At 55.4% G+C, this 18,945-nt stretch carries 19 protein-coding genes; 10 read left to right on the top strand and 9 right to left on the bottom strand.

Annotation, left to right across the window (positions count from 1 at the left end; genetic code table 11):
• Positions 1-137 precede the first annotated feature (137 nt).
• Positions 138-347: a PIN domain-containing protein gene (locus tag IQ241_RS08250; protein WP_228021494.1), complete on the bottom strand. Its 210-nt coding sequence runs from the start codon at positions 345-347 to the stop codon at positions 138-140.
• 760 nt (positions 348-1,107) lie between these two features.
• Between IQ241_RS08250 and hpsE the strand changes: the two genes are divergently transcribed.
• Complete coding sequence (hpsE, locus tag IQ241_RS08245) at positions 1,108-2,199, top strand: hormogonium polysaccharide biosynthesis glycosyltransferase HpsE (protein WP_193905943.1); 1,092 nt, start codon at positions 1,108-1,110, stop codon at positions 2,197-2,199.
• A 23-nt stretch (positions 2,200-2,222) separates the two neighbouring features.
• Here hpsE and lepB read toward each other — a convergent pair whose 3' ends face one another.
• Together lepB and ffh are read right to left on the bottom strand one after the other, a co-directional pair.
• Positions 2,223-3,236 carry a signal peptidase I gene (gene lepB, locus IQ241_RS08240; protein ID WP_193905942.1) on the bottom strand — a complete coding sequence of 338 codons (1,014 nt, stop codon included), beginning with the start codon at positions 3,234-3,236 and terminating at the stop codon, positions 2,223-2,225.
• A gap of 109 nt (positions 3,237-3,345) precedes the next feature.
• Positions 3,346-4,809: a signal recognition particle protein gene (gene ffh, locus IQ241_RS08235; RefSeq protein ID WP_193905941.1), complete on the bottom strand. Its 1,464-nt coding sequence runs from the start codon at positions 4,807-4,809 to the stop codon at positions 3,346-3,348.
• A 76-nt stretch (positions 4,810-4,885) separates the two neighbouring features.
• Here ffh and IQ241_RS08230 point away from each other — a divergent pair, with 76 nt between their 5' ends.
• From IQ241_RS08230 to IQ241_RS08210, 5 genes are all read left to right on the top strand, one after another.
• On the top strand, positions 4,886-5,176 hold the full coding sequence (locus IQ241_RS08230; RefSeq protein WP_193905940.1) for a hypothetical protein: 291 nt from the start codon (positions 4,886-4,888) through the stop codon (positions 5,174-5,176).
• Positions 5,177-5,180: 4 nt separating this feature from the next.
• Positions 5,181-5,342 carry a DUF4114 domain-containing protein gene (locus IQ241_RS26445; RefSeq protein ID WP_193905948.1) on the top strand — a complete coding sequence of 54 codons (162 nt, stop codon included), beginning with the start codon at positions 5,181-5,183 and terminating at the stop codon, positions 5,340-5,342.
• 30 nt (positions 5,343-5,372) lie between these two features.
• Positions 5,373-6,335, top strand: a complete 963-nt coding sequence (locus IQ241_RS08220; RefSeq protein WP_228021493.1) for a DNA-methyltransferase — start codon at positions 5,373-5,375, stop codon at positions 6,333-6,335.
• Between the two features lie 38 nt (positions 6,336-6,373).
• Positions 6,374-7,207: a hypothetical protein gene (locus IQ241_RS08215; RefSeq protein ID WP_193905939.1), complete on the top strand. Its 834-nt coding sequence runs from the start codon at positions 6,374-6,376 to the stop codon at positions 7,205-7,207.
• 600 nt (positions 7,208-7,807) lie between these two features.
• Positions 7,808-8,503, top strand: coding sequence for a hypothetical protein (locus IQ241_RS08210; RefSeq protein WP_193905938.1), 696 nt, complete (start codon positions 7,808-7,810; stop codon positions 8,501-8,503).
• Positions 8,504-8,530: 27 nt separating this feature from the next.
• Here the strand turns inward: IQ241_RS08210 and IQ241_RS08205 are convergent, their stop codons facing one another.
• Together IQ241_RS08205 and IQ241_RS08200 are read right to left on the bottom strand one after the other, a co-directional pair.
• Positions 8,531-9,103, bottom strand: a complete 573-nt coding sequence (locus IQ241_RS08205; RefSeq protein ID WP_193905937.1) for a TIGR04376 family protein — start codon at positions 9,101-9,103, stop codon at positions 8,531-8,533.
• A gap of 17 nt (positions 9,104-9,120) precedes the next feature.
• Complete coding sequence (locus tag IQ241_RS08200; protein ID WP_193905936.1) at positions 9,121-10,113, bottom strand: hypothetical protein; 993 nt, start codon at positions 10,111-10,113, stop codon at positions 9,121-9,123.
• A 305-nt stretch (positions 10,114-10,418) separates the two neighbouring features.
• Here IQ241_RS08200 and IQ241_RS08195 point away from each other — a divergent pair, with 305 nt between their 5' ends.
• The 4 genes from IQ241_RS08195 (at position 10,419) to IQ241_RS08180 (ending at position 14,161) form a co-directional block, all read left to right on the top strand.
• On the top strand, positions 10,419-11,792 hold the full coding sequence (locus IQ241_RS08195) for a UDP-N-acetylmuramoyl-tripeptide--D-alanyl-D-alanine ligase (protein WP_193905935.1): 1,374 nt from the start codon (positions 10,419-10,421) through the stop codon (positions 11,790-11,792).
• A 61-nt stretch (positions 11,793-11,853) separates the two neighbouring features.
• Positions 11,854-12,369, top strand: coding sequence for a Mov34/MPN/PAD-1 family protein (locus IQ241_RS08190; RefSeq protein WP_193905934.1), 516 nt, complete (start codon positions 11,854-11,856; stop codon positions 12,367-12,369).
• Between the two features lie 67 nt (positions 12,370-12,436).
• Positions 12,437-13,615 (top strand): molybdopterin-synthase adenylyltransferase MoeB, encoded by a 1,179-nt coding sequence (moeB, locus tag IQ241_RS08185; RefSeq protein ID WP_193905933.1) that lies wholly within the window; start codon positions 12,437-12,439, stop codon positions 13,613-13,615.
• Positions 13,616-13,702: 87 nt separating this feature from the next.
• Positions 13,703-14,161 carry a GatB/YqeY domain-containing protein gene (locus tag IQ241_RS08180; protein ID WP_193905932.1) on the top strand — a complete coding sequence of 153 codons (459 nt, stop codon included), beginning with the start codon at positions 13,703-13,705 and terminating at the stop codon, positions 14,159-14,161.
• Positions 14,162-14,303: 142 nt separating this feature from the next.
• Here the strand turns inward: IQ241_RS08180 and IQ241_RS08175 are convergent, their stop codons facing one another.
• From IQ241_RS08175 to IQ241_RS08160, 4 genes are all read right to left on the bottom strand, one after another.
• Positions 14,304-14,816, bottom strand: coding sequence for a RidA family protein (locus IQ241_RS08175; RefSeq protein ID WP_193905931.1), 513 nt, complete (start codon positions 14,814-14,816; stop codon positions 14,304-14,306).
• A 131-nt stretch (positions 14,817-14,947) separates the two neighbouring features.
• Positions 14,948-15,184, bottom strand: a complete 237-nt coding sequence (locus tag IQ241_RS08170) for a hypothetical protein (protein WP_193905930.1) — start codon at positions 15,182-15,184, stop codon at positions 14,948-14,950.
• 95 nt (positions 15,185-15,279) lie between these two features.
• Positions 15,280-16,884: a flavin monoamine oxidase family protein gene (locus IQ241_RS08165; RefSeq protein ID WP_193905929.1), complete on the bottom strand. Its 1,605-nt coding sequence runs from the start codon at positions 16,882-16,884 to the stop codon at positions 15,280-15,282.
• Positions 16,885-16,994: 110 nt separating this feature from the next.
• Positions 16,995-18,908: a transketolase C-terminal domain-containing protein gene (locus IQ241_RS08160; protein WP_193905928.1), complete on the bottom strand. Its 1,914-nt coding sequence runs from the start codon at positions 18,906-18,908 to the stop codon at positions 16,995-16,997.
• Positions 18,909-18,945: the final 37 nt, after the last annotated feature.

Here is an 18,945-nt window from a genome sequence, read left to right as displayed (position 1 = left end):
AGGGTGGTGATAGCGCTCGTATTCAAGTGCGCTAATGTCGGCTTCGCTGAACTCTAGTTGAATCATGACCGCGGTGTCTTTTGGGTGGGCTAACTCAATTTCACCATGACTATAGAATTAGTTCAAGCCCGAACCGGCTAGAGTATATCCAGTGCCTCGCGCTCCTCACCTTCACGCACACCGACATATAACTCTGCTACTGTGACTGCTGAAATGAGAAGAGGATTGGTGAGACCTTCAAGATACGCTACTGCATCCGTCTGACCACGCAAATAGTCGATGATGACATCTGTGTCAAGAAGCAAAGGTTCAGACATGGGAAGCGTTATTTTTCGAACCTGTTCCACTCGCTCCTGAGCTCGGCAAAATCAGGCAAATCCCGTCGCCCTTGCCAGATGCCACGTGCCTGCCGCAAAGCGACTAATCGGTTCTCTATTTTGTGCCGCGCTAAGAACTGTTCGATAGCCTCATGCAGTATGTCTTCCGGTGTCTTGCCCTTGCTCTGGCTCAGGGCTTGAATAGCTTGACTTTGTGACTCAGTTAAAGTTACTTGGGCTATTGCCATCTTAAACCCCGTGTTCCGTTCTTATTTTATCAGTTTACCGCAGAGCGCATGTTCAAGCTGCATACCGCAAAGAGCAACTTAGATAGCATGACAATTGCCCCGTAAAGGATACTTCCCTCAATCGCATCAAGCATCTGCGCGATCAGCTCCTGGGCAAGCGCTCTAGGGTCTCGGAAGAAGCCTGATCCCTGCCACGTCCCGATATTGCCAGACTGGGTAATCGCTTTGTTCCAATGAACCGGTTGAAATAACTCCAGCAGCTTTCAACAAACTTCTTAAATATACCTCAGGGAGATGGCCCCAATTCTGGTCGAAAATTAACCAGTACGGCTTTTCTCTCGGTTCGTAAGTCTACATTATATTTCCGTCGCACCCGTCTGTACCACTCAGCTCCTGAAACTAATGATGCAAAAGCCGACCTGTCGCAGTGCGGGTCGGCTTTTGTGTAGAAAACTTTAACTTGTTAGGCCGTTCGGTGCAGCGGGCAATCTGAGCTAAGTGGGCACTAGAAGTAATTTACAGCTAAAAGGCTATTTACTTCTATGACTTCGTCACATATTTGGGCTTGGCGAGTGAATATCAACCAGACAACTCCGGCAGCAGCCACTCAGCTTTCGACGGTCAGGCACCTATTTAGTCAAGTCTTTCCCGAGCAGGTCAAACTCGACTTCACCGTTGCTATCTGTACCTACAACGGCGAGCATCGGCTGCCGGCAGTTTTAGAATGCCTGCGCTGGCAGCTCAATACCTCCCAGATTGCCTGGGAAGTGATTGTTGTCGATAACAATAGCACCGATCAAACCGCCGAAGTCGTGCGAGCTTACCAGGCAATCTGGCCCGATGGCTTTCCGCTGCGCTATCTGACCGAATCTCGGCAGGGGGCTGGCTATGCCCGGCATACGGCAGTGCGTGCGGCTCGCAGTCCGCTGATTGGATTTCTGGACGACGACAATCTGCCGGCGATGACCTGGGTCACAGGGGCGTACCGGTTTGGCCAGGCGTATCCTCAAGTTGGCGTCTACGGCAGTCGTATTCAAGGCGAGTTTGAAACGACACCCCCTCCGAATTTTGAGCGCATCGCCGCGCTGTTAGCCCTGACCGAACGCGGAGCCGAACCGAAAATTTACCAGCCTGAAAAGAAGGTGCTTCCTCCCGGAGCCGGAATGGTGGTAAGGCGGCAGGCTTGGCTCGACCATGTACCGCCACAACCTGTCCTGACCGGTCGGGATGGGAAAAGCATGCTTACCGGCGAAGACCTCGAATCGATTTTACATATTCAACGAGCCGGTTGGGAAGTTTGGTACAACCCCCACATGCGCGTTTTTCACCGGATTCCCAGTCAGCGTCTGAACCGTGCCTATCTCAAGAGCCTCTGCCGCGGTATTGGCTACAGCCGCTGTCGTACCCGCATGCTCAGCGTCTCTCCCTGGCAGCGCCCGCTAATGCTGCTGGCTTACGCTGCCAACGATGTCCGTAAAATCCTCCGGCACCTGCTAAAGTATCGCAGCGCCGTAGTTCAGGACGACGTTGCGGCCTGCGAGATGACACTGTATGTCTCCAGCCTGATTAGCCCGCTGTTTATGGCTCATCGCGCGATCGCGCAGTTCACCAAATCCACATCAGCGATCAGCTGATGCCTCCCTTCTAGCCTGACAAACTAATTCAAAGGCCGAATCCGGCTGGGCGGCCAGTAAATTTTATAGGCATTTCCCACTAGGTCAGCGGCGGGCAAAAACCCCCAGACGTGGGAGTCGGCGCTGGCGTCGCGATTGTCGCCCAGGACAAAATAGGTATTTTTAGGAATGATGGCGGGTCCCCATTCGTAGCTTACAGGCATCGGGCCGTAGGGTTCTGCCAGAGGCTGCTGATTGATCCAAACCTGGCCAGCAGAAACCTGCACCTGCTGCCCCGGCAGGCCGATGATGCGTTTTACAAAAAGCGTGTCTGGCGAGGTTCTAAGCAGAGTAGCAGCTTCTTTAGGAATCCGAAAAACGACGATATCGCCGGTTTTCGGGCGGTCGTCGGCAGCCTTACGGACAAAAATGCGATCGCTCACTTTCAAGGTCGGCAGCATCGACTCGCTCGGCACGATGCACTGCTCGACGGCTTGAGAAAACCAGACCGGGGCCATCCCGAGGGTCAGCCGGGTAAACAGCAGCCCCAGCGAAATGAGTAAAATCAGCCCCAGCGAAGTCGCTACCTTGCGGGCAGCACTGCGGAAGGTATGATAGGTCGCGACCGCCCAGACCGAGCAGGCCAACGGGATCAGCGCCGACTGCGTATTAGCCCACAGGGCCAGGCCGACGCCGAGGATGAGAAAGAGGCCGCCGATTAGGGCGCGGTCTAAATATAGATGTCCCAGACCCGGGAGTACCTGAGAGAGAAAGACGCCGTACCAGACATTTTTCGTTTTTGAGGACTGGATTGAGACGGGCTGTGCTCCCCGGTGAGCATCGACCAGGCTGAAGCCGTAGATAGTAGCCGCGATCGCAACTAGCCAGAGCCCAGTTACCGTATTTCCATTGGCAGCCAAGATGGACCAAACCGCCCAGCCCAGACAAGTGATAAAACCCAACACAAACCCGGCTCCTTTCAGAACCTGATTTAGATAGAACTGTCCCAAGCCAGGCAGCAGCAGCGATAGATTCACGGCCAGCCAGCGATCCTTCAAGACCCCATGCCTCAATGTCATAGTTGCCCAACTGCCCGAAAAGTAAAGCTAATTTAGACGATCTGGTCAGGTGAGACGCTGAGCCGGCGGCGCTGTTAAAGCAGCGACGTTAGAGCGTGCCAAATCCTTTTTTCTTTTTGCCCTTTTTCTTTTTCTTCGTCGCACCACTACCGCCGCGCCAGCCGGGCTGCGGGCCACCTCCCATGCTTGGCATACCGCCGCCCATGCCGCCCATACCAGGGAAACCGCCGCCCATGCCGGGCATGCCCATATTGCCCTGACCCATCTGCTGCATCATCGTCCGCATCCGCTGAAAATCAGACACGAGCTTGCCCACGTCTTTTTCGCCGTAGCCCGCTCCCCGGGCAATCCGGCGGCGACGGCTGGGCGACCCCGACAGCAGCTCTGGGTTTTGCCGCTCTTGCAGCGTCATCGAGCTGATCATGGCCTCACAGCGCTTGAGCTGCTGCTCGCCCTGCTGGAGCTGGTCAGACGAGAGCTTGTTGCCCATGCCGGGGATTAGCTTCATAATGCCCGCCAAAGAGCCCATATTCTTCATCAGGCGGGTTTGCTTCAGAAAATCGTTGAAGTCAAACTTAGCCGAGAGAATTTTTTCCTGAAGCTTTTCGGCATCGGCCAGGTCTACCTCTTCCTGGGCCTTTTCGACCAGGGTCAAGACATCGCCCATGCCCAAAATCCGCGAGGCCATCCGCTCAGGGTAAAAAGGCTGTAGCGCCTCAACTTTTTCACCGACCCCGATGAATTTAATCGGCTGACCCGAAATCTGTCGTACCGAGAGCGCCGCTCCTCCGCGCGAATCGCCGTCCATCTTGGTCAGGATTGCGCCGGTGATGCCAATCTGCTCATGAAAGGTCTGGGTCAGGTTGGCCGCCTCCTGACCGGTCATCGCGTCTACGACTAGCAGCACTTCGTGGGGCTGAACGGCATCCTTAATCTGAGCCAGCTCGCCCATCATCGCCTGGTCGATTTGCAGCCGACCCGCCGTGTCAATAATCACCGTATCGACTCCGTCTGCCCTGGCCTGCTCTAAGCCCTGAAGCGCAATTTCGACCGGGTTAGCATCCGTCCCCAGGTCAAATACGGGAACGTCGATTTGCTTACCCAGGGTAATCAGCTGGTCGATCGCAGCGGGGCGATAAACGTCTGTCGCCACCAGCAGGGCCGTCCGCTCTTGCTTCCGCAAGTGCAGCGCTAGCTTAGCGGTTGCCGTGGTTTTACCCGTGCCCTGCAAGCCTGCCATCAGGACGACCGTCGGTCCCGGCACGACCTGCTTGAGCGGCACGTTGGTCTCACCCATGACCGAGACCAGCTCGTCGTAGACAATTTTGATAAACTGCTGGTCTGGGCTGACCCCAGAGACGACTTCAGCCCCCTGGGCCTTTTCACTGACTTCCGCCACAAAGTCTTTGACCACCTGGAGGTTGGCGTCTGCTTCTAGCAGCGCCCGCCGCACTTCCCGCAGCGCTTCTTGAACATTGGCGGCGGAAATCTTATTCTGGCCGCGCAGCGATTTCCAGGCGGACTCAAATCTTTCGGAGAGGGCTTCAAACATAGGGCTTGGCGAATGAACTAGCGAGCTGGGCACGATAAATACTGCCCTAGTTTATCTATTCTAAGGGGTTGGGTAGATGCCGAAGCAGATCGGGCGGCTGACGGCTCGGCAAACGGCTGACCAAGGGCACCGATATAGGGAATTTACGCTGAAGTTTTCGACCGACGGCGGTCAAACCATGACCACCCTCTTCGGCGACATTGCTTTTCAATACAGCATCAAGGAAGAGAGCACGGGCAGAATGTCGGTGGGCGAAGGCGTCAAGCTCGGTAACTTTGCCGGAGACACAATGCTTAGCTTCTTTCTACAGAATCCTCTAGGCAGAGTTTTCGGCGCAGACGCTAGCAAAAAACCCTTTTGGCCGTGAGCATCTGACCGTCTATCAGTCCGGCGAATACCTGCTGCTAGGCTTTGAGGACAAAGCTCAAGACGACAAGAGTGACTGGGATTACAATGACGTCGTCTTTGCCGTAAAGGGTCTAATGCATCGGCCTTTTTCTCTATCTAAAAGCGTTTCTGGCTTGATAAGCTAGCAGTCTATCAGGCCCGTTCCCCAGGTAGCTTTGCAGCCTAAAAAAAGAGCGCCCAACAACCGCACCCTGAGTCTCAGCGAAGCTGAATCCAGTCAATATCGCCAGCGTTTAATGACGCTTCAGTCTCCTCAGCTGGTGACGGCACTGCTTAACCAGACCATCTGTCAGGATCTGTTTGCAGCCCTGCCTCACCTGCCAGACAGCTGGGTCGATTTACTAATTATCGACCCGCCCTACAACCGCCATAAGGACTTTAACGGCACCGCCTTCAATCAGCTATCTCCTTCTGCCTACGAAGACTGGCTCGCGTCCTGGCTCAGTCAGCTGGTGCGGCTGCTGAAGCCTACTGCATCGGCCTACATCTGCTGCGACTGGCAGTCTTCTAACGCCGTTTACAAAGTATTCGAGCAGTATTTTATCGTGCAGAATCGGATTACCTGGGAACGGGAAAAGGGGCGTGGGGCCAAAAGCAATTGGAAGAATGCGTCGGAGGATGTCTGGTTTGGCACGGTGTCTGACCAGTATGTATTCAACCTGGAGGCGGTTAAGCTGAAGCGGCGGGTAGTTGCGCCCTACCGGGATGACAAGGGGCAGCCGAAAGACTGGCAGGAAACGGGTCAAGGCCGCTTCCGCGTAACTCATCCCTCTAATATATGGACGGATATTTCAGTGCCGTTTTGGTCAATGCCAGAAAATACCGATCATCCTACCCAAAAGCCAGAAAAGCTGATTGCCAAGCTGATTTTGGCCAGTAGTCAGGTGGGCTCGGTGGTGCTGGATCCTTTCCTGGGTGCTGGCACTACCTCAGTGGTGGCCAAGAAGCTCGATCGGCAATACGTCGGGATCGAAAAAGAGCCGCTCTACTGCTGCTTAGCTGAAAAACGGTTGGCGTTAGCTGAGCGCGATCGCACTATTCAAGGCTATGCTGGCGGCTATTTTTGGGAGCGAAATACGCTGTCGGCTCAAAAACAGTTCAGCGATCCCTTAGACTAGAACATATGTTTTTGTTGAGTTAGTCGCCTGCTCACGGTATGGACCTCTCCCCGGCTGAGCTGAAATTTGTACTCCGGCTATTGGGTTATCCTGGCTATCGAACCGCGATCGCGCAGCTCAGGTCTAGCCCCCAGAACACCGCAGCGGATCGGATCTGCCGTCGACTGGGTGAGCTGGGTCTGGTGGACTATACGAGTGAGATTGTGAGGTTCGCGATCGCGCCAGCGGGTCGGATGCTGCTGGGCCTCGGGACGACCAGCCTACCCGTGACCCCCTCAGAGCTCTGGATTTTGCGCTCCTGTCAGTCGGGGGCGATTAGGCCGGAAGAAATTCACCGAAAAGTCTCATCTCTCGAGCGGCTGGCGCTGGTTCGAAATTTGGATCAGCGCGGCCTGGTCAAGATCAAAAAAATCGACATTAAGGAGGCATGGCTAACGGCAGCGGGGCAGCAATTTTTGCGGCAGGACTGGCAGCCGCACGGCTCAGCCAGTTCAATCAGCGGCGACCTGTTAAGTAGCTACCTGCGGTTTCTCCGCCAGTTTATGGGGCAGCTAAACGGAGGGCCTGAAACCGCTCAGCAGGACGATCCCAAAGGTGAGGTTAAGCCGACTGCGGCTACCGTACTTCAGACCATTCAGCAGCTCGATCGAACGCTCGCGAGTGAAAACGGTCTGCCCATCTTTCATCTCAGAGATGCCCTTCAGCCGCCTCTGACCCGGGCAGAGCTAGACGAACAGCTCTACCAACTCCAGCGAGAAGACCGAATCGAGCTGAGTCCGCTGCAGGCAATCAGCGCCTATGGACAAGCCCAAATCGCCGCTGGTATTCCTCAAGCGATCGCCGGGCCGCTCTTTTTTATCAGCGTTATTTGAGACATACTCCAACAATCAGGGCCAGCTCAAATAACAACGTTAAAAAATCAGTAATCCTACTGATTTCCTTAACAGAGCTTTATCCAAGAATTAACGGTATCGCCCTAGAATAGGGGTAATGGTGATCGGCCAGGAATTGTACAGACATTTGCGCTTAGTTTCGGCTGATTCCGCTGCAAAGCTTTCTTTTGCGAAGACAGTTGTTAGTTTTTGAAGAACTGTCCCATTCTTTAAAGTTAGCTTGAACCGTCCCCTCATAATGATTTCAGCTTTTGGTAAGTCAGCCCGGCCAAGCGGCCCCAGCTTGGGCGAGCCCAACGCCAAGCTGGGGCTTGACCATCAAGTCTGTTTGCCTGACCCGATTGACTAGAAGCCTGATCTGAATCACCGGCCAGCTCTTAGGCCAGTCACAGGTCAATCAGGCAGTTTTGCCTAGATGCCTTCTTTAGCAGTCCGCTTTCAAGTTCAAGTCACTTTGACCGCTTGAAAGCTTTTCTCAGGGATCAATCAGTGAAAATCTGATTCTCCTATTACTATCAATTCTCATAAGCTCTTTGCCCCACGGCAAAAAAATCATACCTAGAGATATTGGCAAAAATAATGAATGCGCGGCGATTGAAGCGGTTTAGCCAGGTTGGGATTTCACTACTGAGCGCCATTGTGGTCATGGGCTGTCCCAGTCAGAGCTCAGTCAGTCAGAGTTCGGCTGGCAGCGAGAGTTACTCAGACCTGCCTTTAGCTACCCCAATCGCGGCAACAGCCGCGACTGCCGCCGAGCCAGCCGTTACCGATTCAGAGCCCGCAGCCAGCACCGAGGTCAGCTATGCCGTCTGTGCCGAAGCCGCTGATTGGCAACGCCCCAATGAAGCCGATCAGACCAAGCAGGTCGGCTCCGATCCCCGCTACCAGGGGCTAGAGGAAGAGCCGCTCAAGTCTGTGTCAGATAGCTTTTGGCAGCATCAGGCCGTCAGCTTTACGACCTATGGCCTCAGCGCTCGGATGGAGCCGGTAACATTCTCGGGCCTGTGGACCGTAGAAGAAGAGCTTTGGAACTGCTACGAGCCAGAAGCGACTGAGCAAATCAACGCTGGCGAGACCGCTGAAACCTGGCTGATGGGTCATCGCATTACCGGCCTACAGTGGCAAAGCGATCGCTATGTGATGACAGTGGAACCGACCCCAGCTGGCGTCCAAATTATCCAATTTGACCGGGTAGATAACGAGTCCGAACTTGCCCTCAGTATCGTGACTGCCGACGGTCAGCCGGTCGAAGTCTTATCGGGCGATTGGGAATAAGCCCGAGCTTTTAGGGTAAAAAGGGAATCAGCTGCCCATTTTTCGCTTCAGGTCGGCCAGCTCTTCTTCGGCTTCCCAGCGCTTAAAGGTTTCGTCTAGCGGGTCAACCGTCTGACTATGCAGGTCGTAGGGGCTTTGGTTCCAGCCGGTGGTGCTCCAGTCCATCTTAGGCGTGCTGCGGGTAGCTTGCGCCTGGGCAATTTTAGTTTTGACTTCCTGCCGCCGGTCGTGCAGCTTTTTTCTCAGAGCCGTGGTTTGCTCAATCCGGCTTTTGACGCCCTTGGTCTGGCCCCAGAGATGATTACCCTGACGCAGCAGCGCCGCTTCTCTGGCCTGGGCGGGTTCAACTAAATCCAGCCGATTGGCGGCTTTGGCTTTCTCAATTCGCTGATGCCAGGACTGGATCTCCTGGGCGGTGGAAAGGATACTCTCTTCGAGCTGCTTTTCGCGGCGTTTGAGATCAATCAGGAGCGCGATCGCGTCTTCTTCCTGACCGCGCAGCTGCTCTTCGATTGCCTGTAGCTCAAGGTGGGGGTTCGCACGCAGAAACTCGTCTAACCGCGTTTCTAAAAACCGGCTGAAATCGTCAAATAGGCTCATAGGGGCGAAAGAGTCGGTTAAAACCGCTGACCAACATAGATCGAGCGTTCCTGCCCATCCCGGCTGACAATCACTTCCTGATTACTTGCCGATTCTAGCTTCCAGCCAGTAGTACCGATGTTTTCACCAACGTAGACTCGCTGGGGAGCATCGTTGATTTCAAACAGGGCAGCGGAACGCTCACCTAGCTCTAATATACCGACCAGTACCGCAGTCGAGTTAGGCGAAATGTTGGGGATAGTGCTTGACGTCGCTGGAGTCGTTGCGCCAGGGACGGTCGCGACTCCGCGTCCCGGCAGCACAGGCAGCTGCTGAACAGCGAGCGGGCCGTTAACGGAGGGGGCTGGAGCCGCCATCTGAAGCGGCTGATAGACAGGGACAAAGACTCGCTCAATCACGCCATTGCTGGGGTTGCTGGTTGCAGGAGGAGCTGAAGCGTCCGTGGGAACCGGGGCTGGAACGGGTACCGTTAAAACCGTTCCAGCTGATGCCTGCTGAGCCACAGACTGACCACTAATCGTATTCAGCGACTGCTGGGCGTAAGCAATAAACGCTTCTTCCTCAGTTGGCGCTGGCGCTTCCACAGTTTGGCCGCCTACTAGCCCATCGCCGCGCTGCTGGCCGAGCCAAAATCCCAAAGCCGCCAGAATTGATAGGCAAATGGCGGCCAGCGTCAAATAGGTCAGCTGCCGCTGCTGGGTCAGCTCTTCGCCGCTAGGCGGCGGGGAAGCAGGTTCTACCTGCTCCGATAGGTCTGAAGCGGCTTGCAGAGCCGGGAGTAGCGTCACAGGAATCGTCACAGCGCCGCCCCGGAGTGGTTGCTGAGGTGCCCATTCAGGTCGTAAGCCGAGCTCAGAATAGGCGCTGAGGTCCCCTTCCAGTAGCCGATCGACATCTTCAAATAGGTCATCCATCAGCCCTTCGGCATAGGTTTCGACCAGTTGAGAGGAGTCAACACGGGTTTCTGGAACGTCAGCGGTAAGCTGTTCGGAACGGCTGGGCGAGGTCATGGTTGGGCACCTGGAGAATGATAGCGAGTCAGCTGACGCGCATGTTCGTAGATCTGACAATAGAACGTTAGCAAACTATCTGCTAAAGCGGAACGAAACCGCTTTTTTTTCAGTCCTTTGGTCAAAAAGCATACGCCCGACGATTGTTTAGCGCTTAGTTTTCCCAGAGAAAGCCATTACTCAACGGCTAAACCTAAATTTTCTTAACCTGAACGACCCCATTTTGACGGCTGCACAATCGGCCATCCTGATATCATTACAGCTTGAAAACAGGCTTATAGACCCAGGATACGCTCTAAGGAAATATGGTTTTTAGCATTCCCCTATCTCAGCTAACGACAGTCATTTCATCGATGCCACGGCAGCTATCGGAGTTACAACTCGCGCAGTCCGTAACTGGGTTCACGACAGACAGCCGTAGTCTTCAGCCGGGTCAGCTTTTTGTCGCATTAGAAGGAGAGCGGTTCAACGGACATGATTTTGTCGCGCAGGCGATCGCGCAGGGAGCCCCTGCGGCTGTCGTCAGACGCGGCGTCATCGACGGTTCGATCCCCAGACTGGAAGTTGAGGATACGCTGACAGCCTATCAGAGCCTGGGACGCTGGTGGCGACAGCAGCTGGCGATCCCCGTGGTTGCAATCACGGGTTCGGTTGGCAAAACGACGACGAAGGAGCTGATTGCTGCCGCGATCGCAACCCAGGCCAGCGTGCTCAAAACGAAAGCTAATTTCAATAACGAAATCGGCGTTCCTAAAACGCTGCTCGAACTCGATCCCAGCCATGACTATGCCGTGGTTGAAATGGGCATGCGCGGCCCCGGTGAGATTGCGCTGCTGACTCAGATTGCCCAGCCCGATGTGGCTTTGATCACGAATGTCGGCACGGCTCACATTGGGCGATTGGGATCGGAGCAGGCGATCGCGAATGCTAAATGTGAGCTGCTGGCAGAGCTGCGTCCCGAGGGTATCGCCGTCTTGAACTACGATAACGACCGTCTGATTAAAACCGCCGCTCAGGTTTGGACCGGGCGTCAGATTACCTACGGGCTTACCGGAGGCGATATCTGTGGGCGGCTGCTCGATGCAACAACCTTAGAAGTCGCCGGCGTATCACTGCCGCTGCCGCTGCCGGGGCGGCACAATGCGCTGAATTTGCTGGCCGCGATCGCGACTCTCCAGGCCCTCGACCTTGACTGGCAGAGGCTGGCTGACGGATTCTCGGTAGAGATGCCCGCCGGTCGCTCTCGCCGCTATCAGCTCAGTGAAGACATTCTAATCCTGGACGAAACCTATAATGCCGGATTTGAGTCGATGACCGCCGCCCTGCAGCTGCTCGCCGATCAGCCCGCTCAGCGGCGAATTGCGGTACTTGGCACGATGAAAGAGCTGGGCGACCATTCGGCAGAACTGCATTGGCGGGTCGGGGCAGCCGCCCAGGCGCTTGGCATCGACCGGCTTTTGATCCTGGCTGACCCCGAAGCGGCAGCAGCTCTCAGTGAGGGAGCAGGCACGATGGTCCATCAGCAGTTTTCGACTCAAGACGCTTTATTAACCGAGCTCAAGCAGTCTATTCAGCCTGGGGACAGGCTGCTGTTCAAAGCATCTCGCTCGGTTGGACTGGACCAGGTTGTCGATCGGCTGGTGAGCGAATTGCAGAATGACTCGCCTGCTTTGGTCTAGGCCGCAGTAAATCCGTCGGGAACCGTTAGAATAAGAATCTGAACCTATTCAATCGACCACCATGCTGGCGCTGACCCCAGAGCATATTGCTGAGATGAAAGCCCACGCCGAGCGCAGCTATCCCGAAGAGTGCTGCGGTCTGATGCTGGGTCAGCTGGAGCTAGGCCAGAATTCGGCGAGCCAAAAGCAGCTGGTTGAGCTAGTCGCCTTAGACAATAGCTGGGATCCTGAGGTTGCAGAGAATTTACTCACCGAAGAAGCGACGGATGTCCAGAGCAAGCGGCGGCGATACTGGATTGATCCCCGCGAGCTATTGAGAGTGCAGCGAGAGGCTCGCAATCGCAGCCTCAGCATCATCGGCGTCTACCATTCTCACCCGGACGCAGCGGCGGTGCCCTCGGAGTGTGATCGCGCCCTGGCCTGGGCCGAATATTCTTACAGTATTGTTTCAGTCCGCCACGGCAGAGCAGCCGATCTGCAAAACTGGGCTTTAGATGCTGCCCATCAGTTTCAGCCTGAGCCGATGTGGATTTCGAACGCGATCGCGGCGACTGACCGGATGCCGGTTTCAACTTAGTTTTTTCGCCTACAGCGCACCTTCGTACCAGTCTAAACTTACCCTTTAATTTTTCTGCTCAACTCACATGCTGAATCCAAACCTGGATGAAATCCAACTGAATAAAGAGGAGTACGAACGCTACTCCCGCCACCTGATTTTGCCTGAAGTCGGTCTGGAGGGTCAAAAGAAGCTGAAAGCCGCTAGCGTCTGCTGCGTCGGTACCGGTGGCCTGGGCTCGCCCTTGCTGCTCTATCTGGCTGCGGCTGGGATTGGACGAATTGGGATCGTCGATTTTGACCGGGTCGATAGCTCCAACCTGCAGCGGCAAATTATCCACGGCACGTCCTGGGTGGGTAAACCCAAAATTGAATCAGCCAAAAGCCGAATTCTGGAGATCAATCCCGCCTGTCAGGTCGATCTATACGAAACCCGGTTGAGTGCCGAAAATGCGCTGGATATTTTCCGACCCTACGACATCGTAGTAGATGGAACGGATAATTTCCCTACCCGTTACCTGGTCAACGATGCCTGCGTGCTGCTAGATAAACCCAACGTCTACGGCTCGATCTTCCGCTTTGAGGGACAGGCTACCGTTTTCAACTACGAAGAAGGCCCTAACTACCGCGACCTCTACCCCGAGCCGCCGCCGCCGGGATTGGTTCCTTCCTGTGCGGAGGGCGGCGTTTTGGGCATCCTCCCCGGCATGATCGGCGTGATTCAGGCCACCGAGACCATCAAGATTATCCTCGGCCAGGGCAAAACCCTCAGCGGTCGTCTGCTGGTCTATAACTCACTGGATATGAGTTTCCGGGAGCTGAGGCTGAAGCCACTGCCCCAAGCAGAGCGCCCGGTGATTGATAAGCTGATTGACTACGAACAGTTCTGCGGCATTCCCCAAGCTAAGGCCGAAGAAGCCAAACAGCAGGCGACGCTAGCTGAAATGTCAGTAACTGAGCTAAAGGCGCTGCTGGATAGCAAAGCCGACGACTATCTGCTGCTCGACGTACGCAATCCCAATGAGTACGAGATTGCCAAGATCCCCGGCTCGGTTCTCGTGCCTCTGCCCGAAATTGAAAACGGCAATGGGATTCAGGAGGTGCGCAGCCTGCTCAACGGGCATAAGCTGATTGCCCACTGCAAGATGGGGGGCCGCTCTGCCAAAGCGCTAGCCCTTCTGAAGCAGGCCGGGATCGAGGGAACCAATGTCAAAGGCGGAATCCTGGCCTGGAGTCGCGAAGTCGATCCGTCGGTGCCCGAATACTAAGCCCCGATCCCCAAAGCGATCAGCAGAATAAAATGTAGGAAGGGCGTACAGTCGGTGCGCCCTTTTCAATCGGAATAGGACAAAACGATGAGCTTAAAAGACCGCATTTCTGAAGAGATTAAAACGGCGATGAAAGCCAAGGACAAACTCCGGCTGGAGACCGTTCGCAGCGTGAAAAAGGTGATTCTAGAAAAGGAAAGCGAAATTCGCGCTAAGGGTCAGGATCAGCTGAGCGAAGCCGAAGAGCTAGCCGTACTGACTCAGCTGGCTAAGCAGCGCCGCGACTCGATTGAGCAATTTACCAACGCCGGGCGTGACGATCTGGCTGAAAAAGAAGCCCAGGAGCTCGCCATCCTCGAAGAGTACTTGCCTGCCCAGCTATCGGACGATGAAGTCGCAGCCGTAGTTGACGAAATTATTGCTCAAGTTGGCGCCAGCGGCCCGCGCGATATGGGTAAAGTCATGGGGCCAGCCATGCAGCGGCTGAAGGGGCAGGCAGACGGCGGGAAGGTGCAAGCTTTAGTCAAGGAAAAACTGTCGGGCTAAGCATCCTTAGGGATGTGCATGTTAATAACGAACCAGCCATCAGCACCGGAGCCCTCATCCCCAGCCCTTCTCCCCTCGGGAAAAGAGAGCCGGATTCTTCGACTTCGCTTCGCTTCGCTCAACATGACATCAGAAGAAAAGTTCAACTAGGGCGGACGGCGACGACTTCGATTTCGACCAGCCAGCCGGGATTGACCAGTCCTGCTACCTGCATGGCTGAACGAGCGGGAAGATTGGGCTGCTCTTCGGTCCCAAAAAACTGGGTATAGCCGTCCATAAAGCCGGAGAAGTCCATCATCCCATCGTTAGTAGGATCCCCAACCAGAAAAACCTGCATTTTGACCACGTCGCTCATGCTCAGGTCCAGGTCGTCTAGGGTAGCCTCTATTTTTTCTAAGACACTCACCGTCTGGGATTCTGTATCCCCAAACGCCTCAACGCTGCTGGGATCAGCAGTCTCGTCGATAACCGATGGCACCTGACCGCTAACGTAGACCAGGGTCGCATCTGCCGGGAGCTCGACCGCTCGGGCAATGGGAAAGTCAGAGTTGGGAATCGGGTAGCGGGTAATGTCTTGAGCCGCAGAGACCTGGGCCAGGCTGATAACAATGCCAAAAGCGACAAGCAGACTCAAAAGAATTCTTTTCCAGTTCATAGGGCAATCCTTCACAAAAGGGTTTAAGGCAAATTTCTGGCTAAGCAGCAGGCAGTAAGGCCCACTCAAAGAACATTTCCCGGCTTTTTGGGCTGATGGAGATAGGCATCAGCCCGAAGATGATACAAGCTTCAGCCCTCAACTGCCGCTAGCAAACTCTTCCGCGCTGCTTCAGGTAATTCTAAAAACGCAAACCGACTCTGCGGATAGAGATAGTCTTTGCCAGATTCATCAATGACTCGAAGACAGCCTAGCTTTTCTGCTTTTGAATCCGGTAGAACTCGGTAGACTTTCCAAACTTCTAAATCTCCATTTTCTTCACCCTCAATGCAAATCGCAAACTGCATATTCGTCTCTGCTGTATGCATTTTCAATTCAGAACACGCTTAACTTTCATGTTACGCCGACCTACTCTATGTGCTTCGTACCAGTGCAGCTTAGGCTGCTACGAAGCAGTAGCCTCTTAAGCCTGAACTATCTGAACTCGCTCTGAGATAGCCGCAACGGTCAGCAACGCCGATCGCACTGCACCCTCCTGCCAGCCGGTCAGATAGCTCAGATGCTCGCCCGCTAGATAAATCGGGCCGTCAGGTTCGAGCAGGACTGGGTAAACGCTTTCGCGCTGTTCATCTTCCCATTCGGCCCAGCCGCCCTGGCTGTAGGGCACCTGACCCCAGGCAATCGTGATCCCTGTGTTGGGAGAAACGTATTCAGCATAGTCAGGATGAATGGCAGAGCCTTCTGCGATCGCCTTTTCCAACCGCTGAGTCGGCGTCAGCTGTCCCCAGGCTTCACCGATGGGATTGTCCCAAATGTAGGCCCCGACCAGAACGCCGGTGTCGCTGTGATATCCGTTGGAGGGGTACCAGATTTGGGTAATATTCTGCTCGGTCCAGGAGATGCCGCCGTAGATGTTGTAGTCATCTTCCCAAAAGCGGCGGCTGGCTTGGAAACCGACTTTGGCGGCTTTGGCATAGATTCCCTGGCTGGCCTGAATCGCCGATGCATAGGCCGGTGAGAAGTCCGCTTCGACCCCGGCGAGCACTGAAAGCGGGAAGGTACAGATGGCATAGTCGGCCTCCAGCGCTTTTTCAGAACCGGTGGCATCGGTGTAGTCAATCCGAACGCCTGAGGCGGTTTTGCGAATCTGGCTGACCTCGGCCCCGTATTCAATCATCTCGCCAACCTGCTGCTCGAAGGCTTTGGCAATCTGATCCATACCGCCCACTGGAGCCAGCATCGTCGCAGACTGGTTAAAGCCCTCGCCAAAGTGCAGCTTGTAATTCCAGAAGTCTGACTTGAGCAGCTCCGATAGCCCCAGCGGTTCGTATAGCGTGCCGGAGTTGGGGCCAGCGCCTGGCGTATCGGTATAGCCTGCCCGACTCGCGCCGCTGTAGGTATAGTCATCCTTCAGACTGCCGTAGCTTTGGATAAAGTCCATCAGGCGCTCCTGGTCTATCTCGGAGAGTTCCTGATCCAGCGCGTTTTTGCTCACAGCTTTGGCTAACAGCTCTGCCAGATAGCCACGGCTGTCGTTAATCACTCTGCGGTTGAGTACCGGCTGAGCGTCGAAGGCTTTGTCGTCCTGAAAGTAGGCGGCTCGGTTTTCGTTGACCAGCACCTCCAGAGCCACGCCAAATTCCTTGCAGTAGCCCAGAATCACATCGTGGTGGTAAGGAATGCGGGCCGGGCCGGGGTTGAGATAGAGATTGTCGCCGGTGTCAAACGGACAGGTTTGGGTGCTGTCAAATTCCTTAACAACGTCGCCGCCGCGAATGGTCTGGCAGCGGCCCCCGGCGCGATCGCGAGCCTCCAAAATCCTACAGTCATACCCAGCCTTAGACAGCTCATAGGCCGCCGTCATCCCGGCCAGCCCTGCGCCTAGAATGGCAATTTGGGTTCCCGTCCCCGAACCCGGAGCAGGCAGCGGCGGACGTTCGGCAGCGTCAGCAGGACCGAGCAGACCCAGCTCCTTCATCGTAGTCAGTACAGCAGCAGTGCCCCCGGCTCGACCCACCAGCTTGAGAAACTTGCGGCGGGTAGCGGAGGTACGGCGGGGTAGATTCATCAGCTCAGGGAGCTCCGAATAGAGGCTCAGTAAATTCCCTGATTATTTATGCGGCGTTCAAGCCAAGTCTGTGCTCAGCTTGACCAAACCGCCGCCGATAGGAGCCAACCCTACTTCATCAGCTGCTTCACCTTTTTCATGATGCTCTCAGGGTCGAGGCCCTGATGAGGGAACTGCTCCCACAGTCCGCCGCTGCCCTCTTCATGGGTGCCTAGGTGGGCGTACTTCGGCGTCAGTCCCCGCTCCAGCAGCAGCGAGCCAAACCGGCTGCCCAGTCCCGTCCGGCGGTTGAACTCTTCCACCACCAGCACAAAGGGAGCCGCGCCGACCTTAGCCATGCTGTCTTCGTCTACGGCATTCAGAGTTGATTTGTTAATCAAGCCCACCTCAATGCCCTCTTGCTTCAGCCGCTCAACCGCATCGATGGCTCGATACAGGGCTGAGCCAAAGGAGACGATATAGCCCGCCTTGCCTTCGCGAATTACCTCGTCTTTGCCAGGGGTAAAGGTATAGTCGCCGCCGAACATCTCATTGCCGGATTCGTCCAGCACCATGGGGACCTTAGAGCGGGTTGAGAAGATAAATCGCAGCCCCGGGTCGTTGAAGACCGCCTTTACACAGGCCCGCATCTGGTTGGCATCCGCCGGGAAATAGAGACTGTTGGGGTAGCTATCGTCTAGCCCGCCGTCGGCAAACATGTTATTGATGCCGAAGTGACAGGTGTTGTCGGCCATGTCGTCGATGCCGGAATGGGAGAAATGGCAGAGTAGATTGACCTTATTCAGCCGCGCCATCGTAATTTCGGAAATGCTCATTTCCAAAAAGGCACTAAAGGTAGCGTACACGCCCTGCTTGCCTTCCTCCATGCCGAAGCCCGCCGCCGCCGAGAGGTTGCCCCGCTCCTGAATGCCGCCGCTGATGAAGATTTCAGGAAAGGCATCGTGGATTTGCTTGAGGCCGCAGGAGCCTTCCAGGTCGTTATCCACAACCAGGACCTTGTTTTTGCGATCGCGCTCACTCATCTCCCCCAAAATTTCAACCATCACCTCGCCAAAGACGTTGCGGTTAGACCCGACCTTATCCGAGGACCCCATGAAGGTATAGGTCTGCTTGGGCTTCTCAATTCCCTTAAGAAAGTCTGCTGCCGCTGCCTGACCGCGCGACTCCAGGTACTGAATCGCTGACTTGACCGGAATCACATCGTGGCCGTGGGTCGTGCCTTCGACGCCTTCAATGCCAACCGCCATCGAGCGCTTATTGACCACTGCGACCGGGCCGGGCGTATCGACCGCCTGACAGATCCGGGCATAGAGGCCGTCCAGGTCTTCGCCATCGCCTTCCAGAACGGTCAGGCCGTGGCCTTCGAGGGTGCGGCTGACGCTGAAGCCGGGCAGATACTGGGAAGGGTGGCCCGCGATCGTCACGTCGTTATCGTCAATCAGCAGCTTGATATTGATGTGCTGAGCGACGGCTAAACGGGCCGCTTCGGCATCGTCGCCTTCCTGCTGAGCCCCGTCTGAGCCCAGGCAGAAGACGGTTTTGCCCGGATTCGCTAGGGCAATGCCGTTGACGAAGGGCCACATGTGACCGAGACGCCCGGAGCTGAACTTAATCCCAGGCGTCAGCCCCAGCTCGGGATGGCCTGGCAGCGTAGAACCGGCAGCCCGATACTGCACTAGCTTCTCAGCAGGTAGCTCGCCGTAAATCGAGGCCATCAGGTACTGAGTCGCGACGCGGTGGCCCGCTTCGTCAAAGAAAATCGGCACAAACTGATCCGCCTTGCCCCGGAAAAAGGCATCTAGGATCATGACTTCGGGGACCGTGTCGTAGGCCCCGCCGGTGTGACCGCCGACGCCCCTAGCTCCGCCGGTAGCGGTGAAGAAGACAATCGTGTCGCGGCAGAGCTGGATATTGGCCTGGAGCGTTTTCCGCTGCTCATCGCTGAGCTTGGGGTTAGCTGGATCTAATTTGAGGGGCTGATAGGCACCTAAATCAATCGGAAAGCGAGTTGCTGTAGCTGTCATAAATGACCTCCTTAAAGTCAGTGAACTGTAAAATCTG

It is taken from the genome of Vasconcelosia minhoensis LEGE 07310 (assembly GCF_015207255.1).
GTDB lineage: Bacteria > Cyanobacteriota > Cyanobacteriia > Phormidesmidales > Phormidesmidaceae > Vasconcelosia > Vasconcelosia minhoensis.
This window is presented reverse-complemented; position numbering and strand designations above follow the sequence as displayed.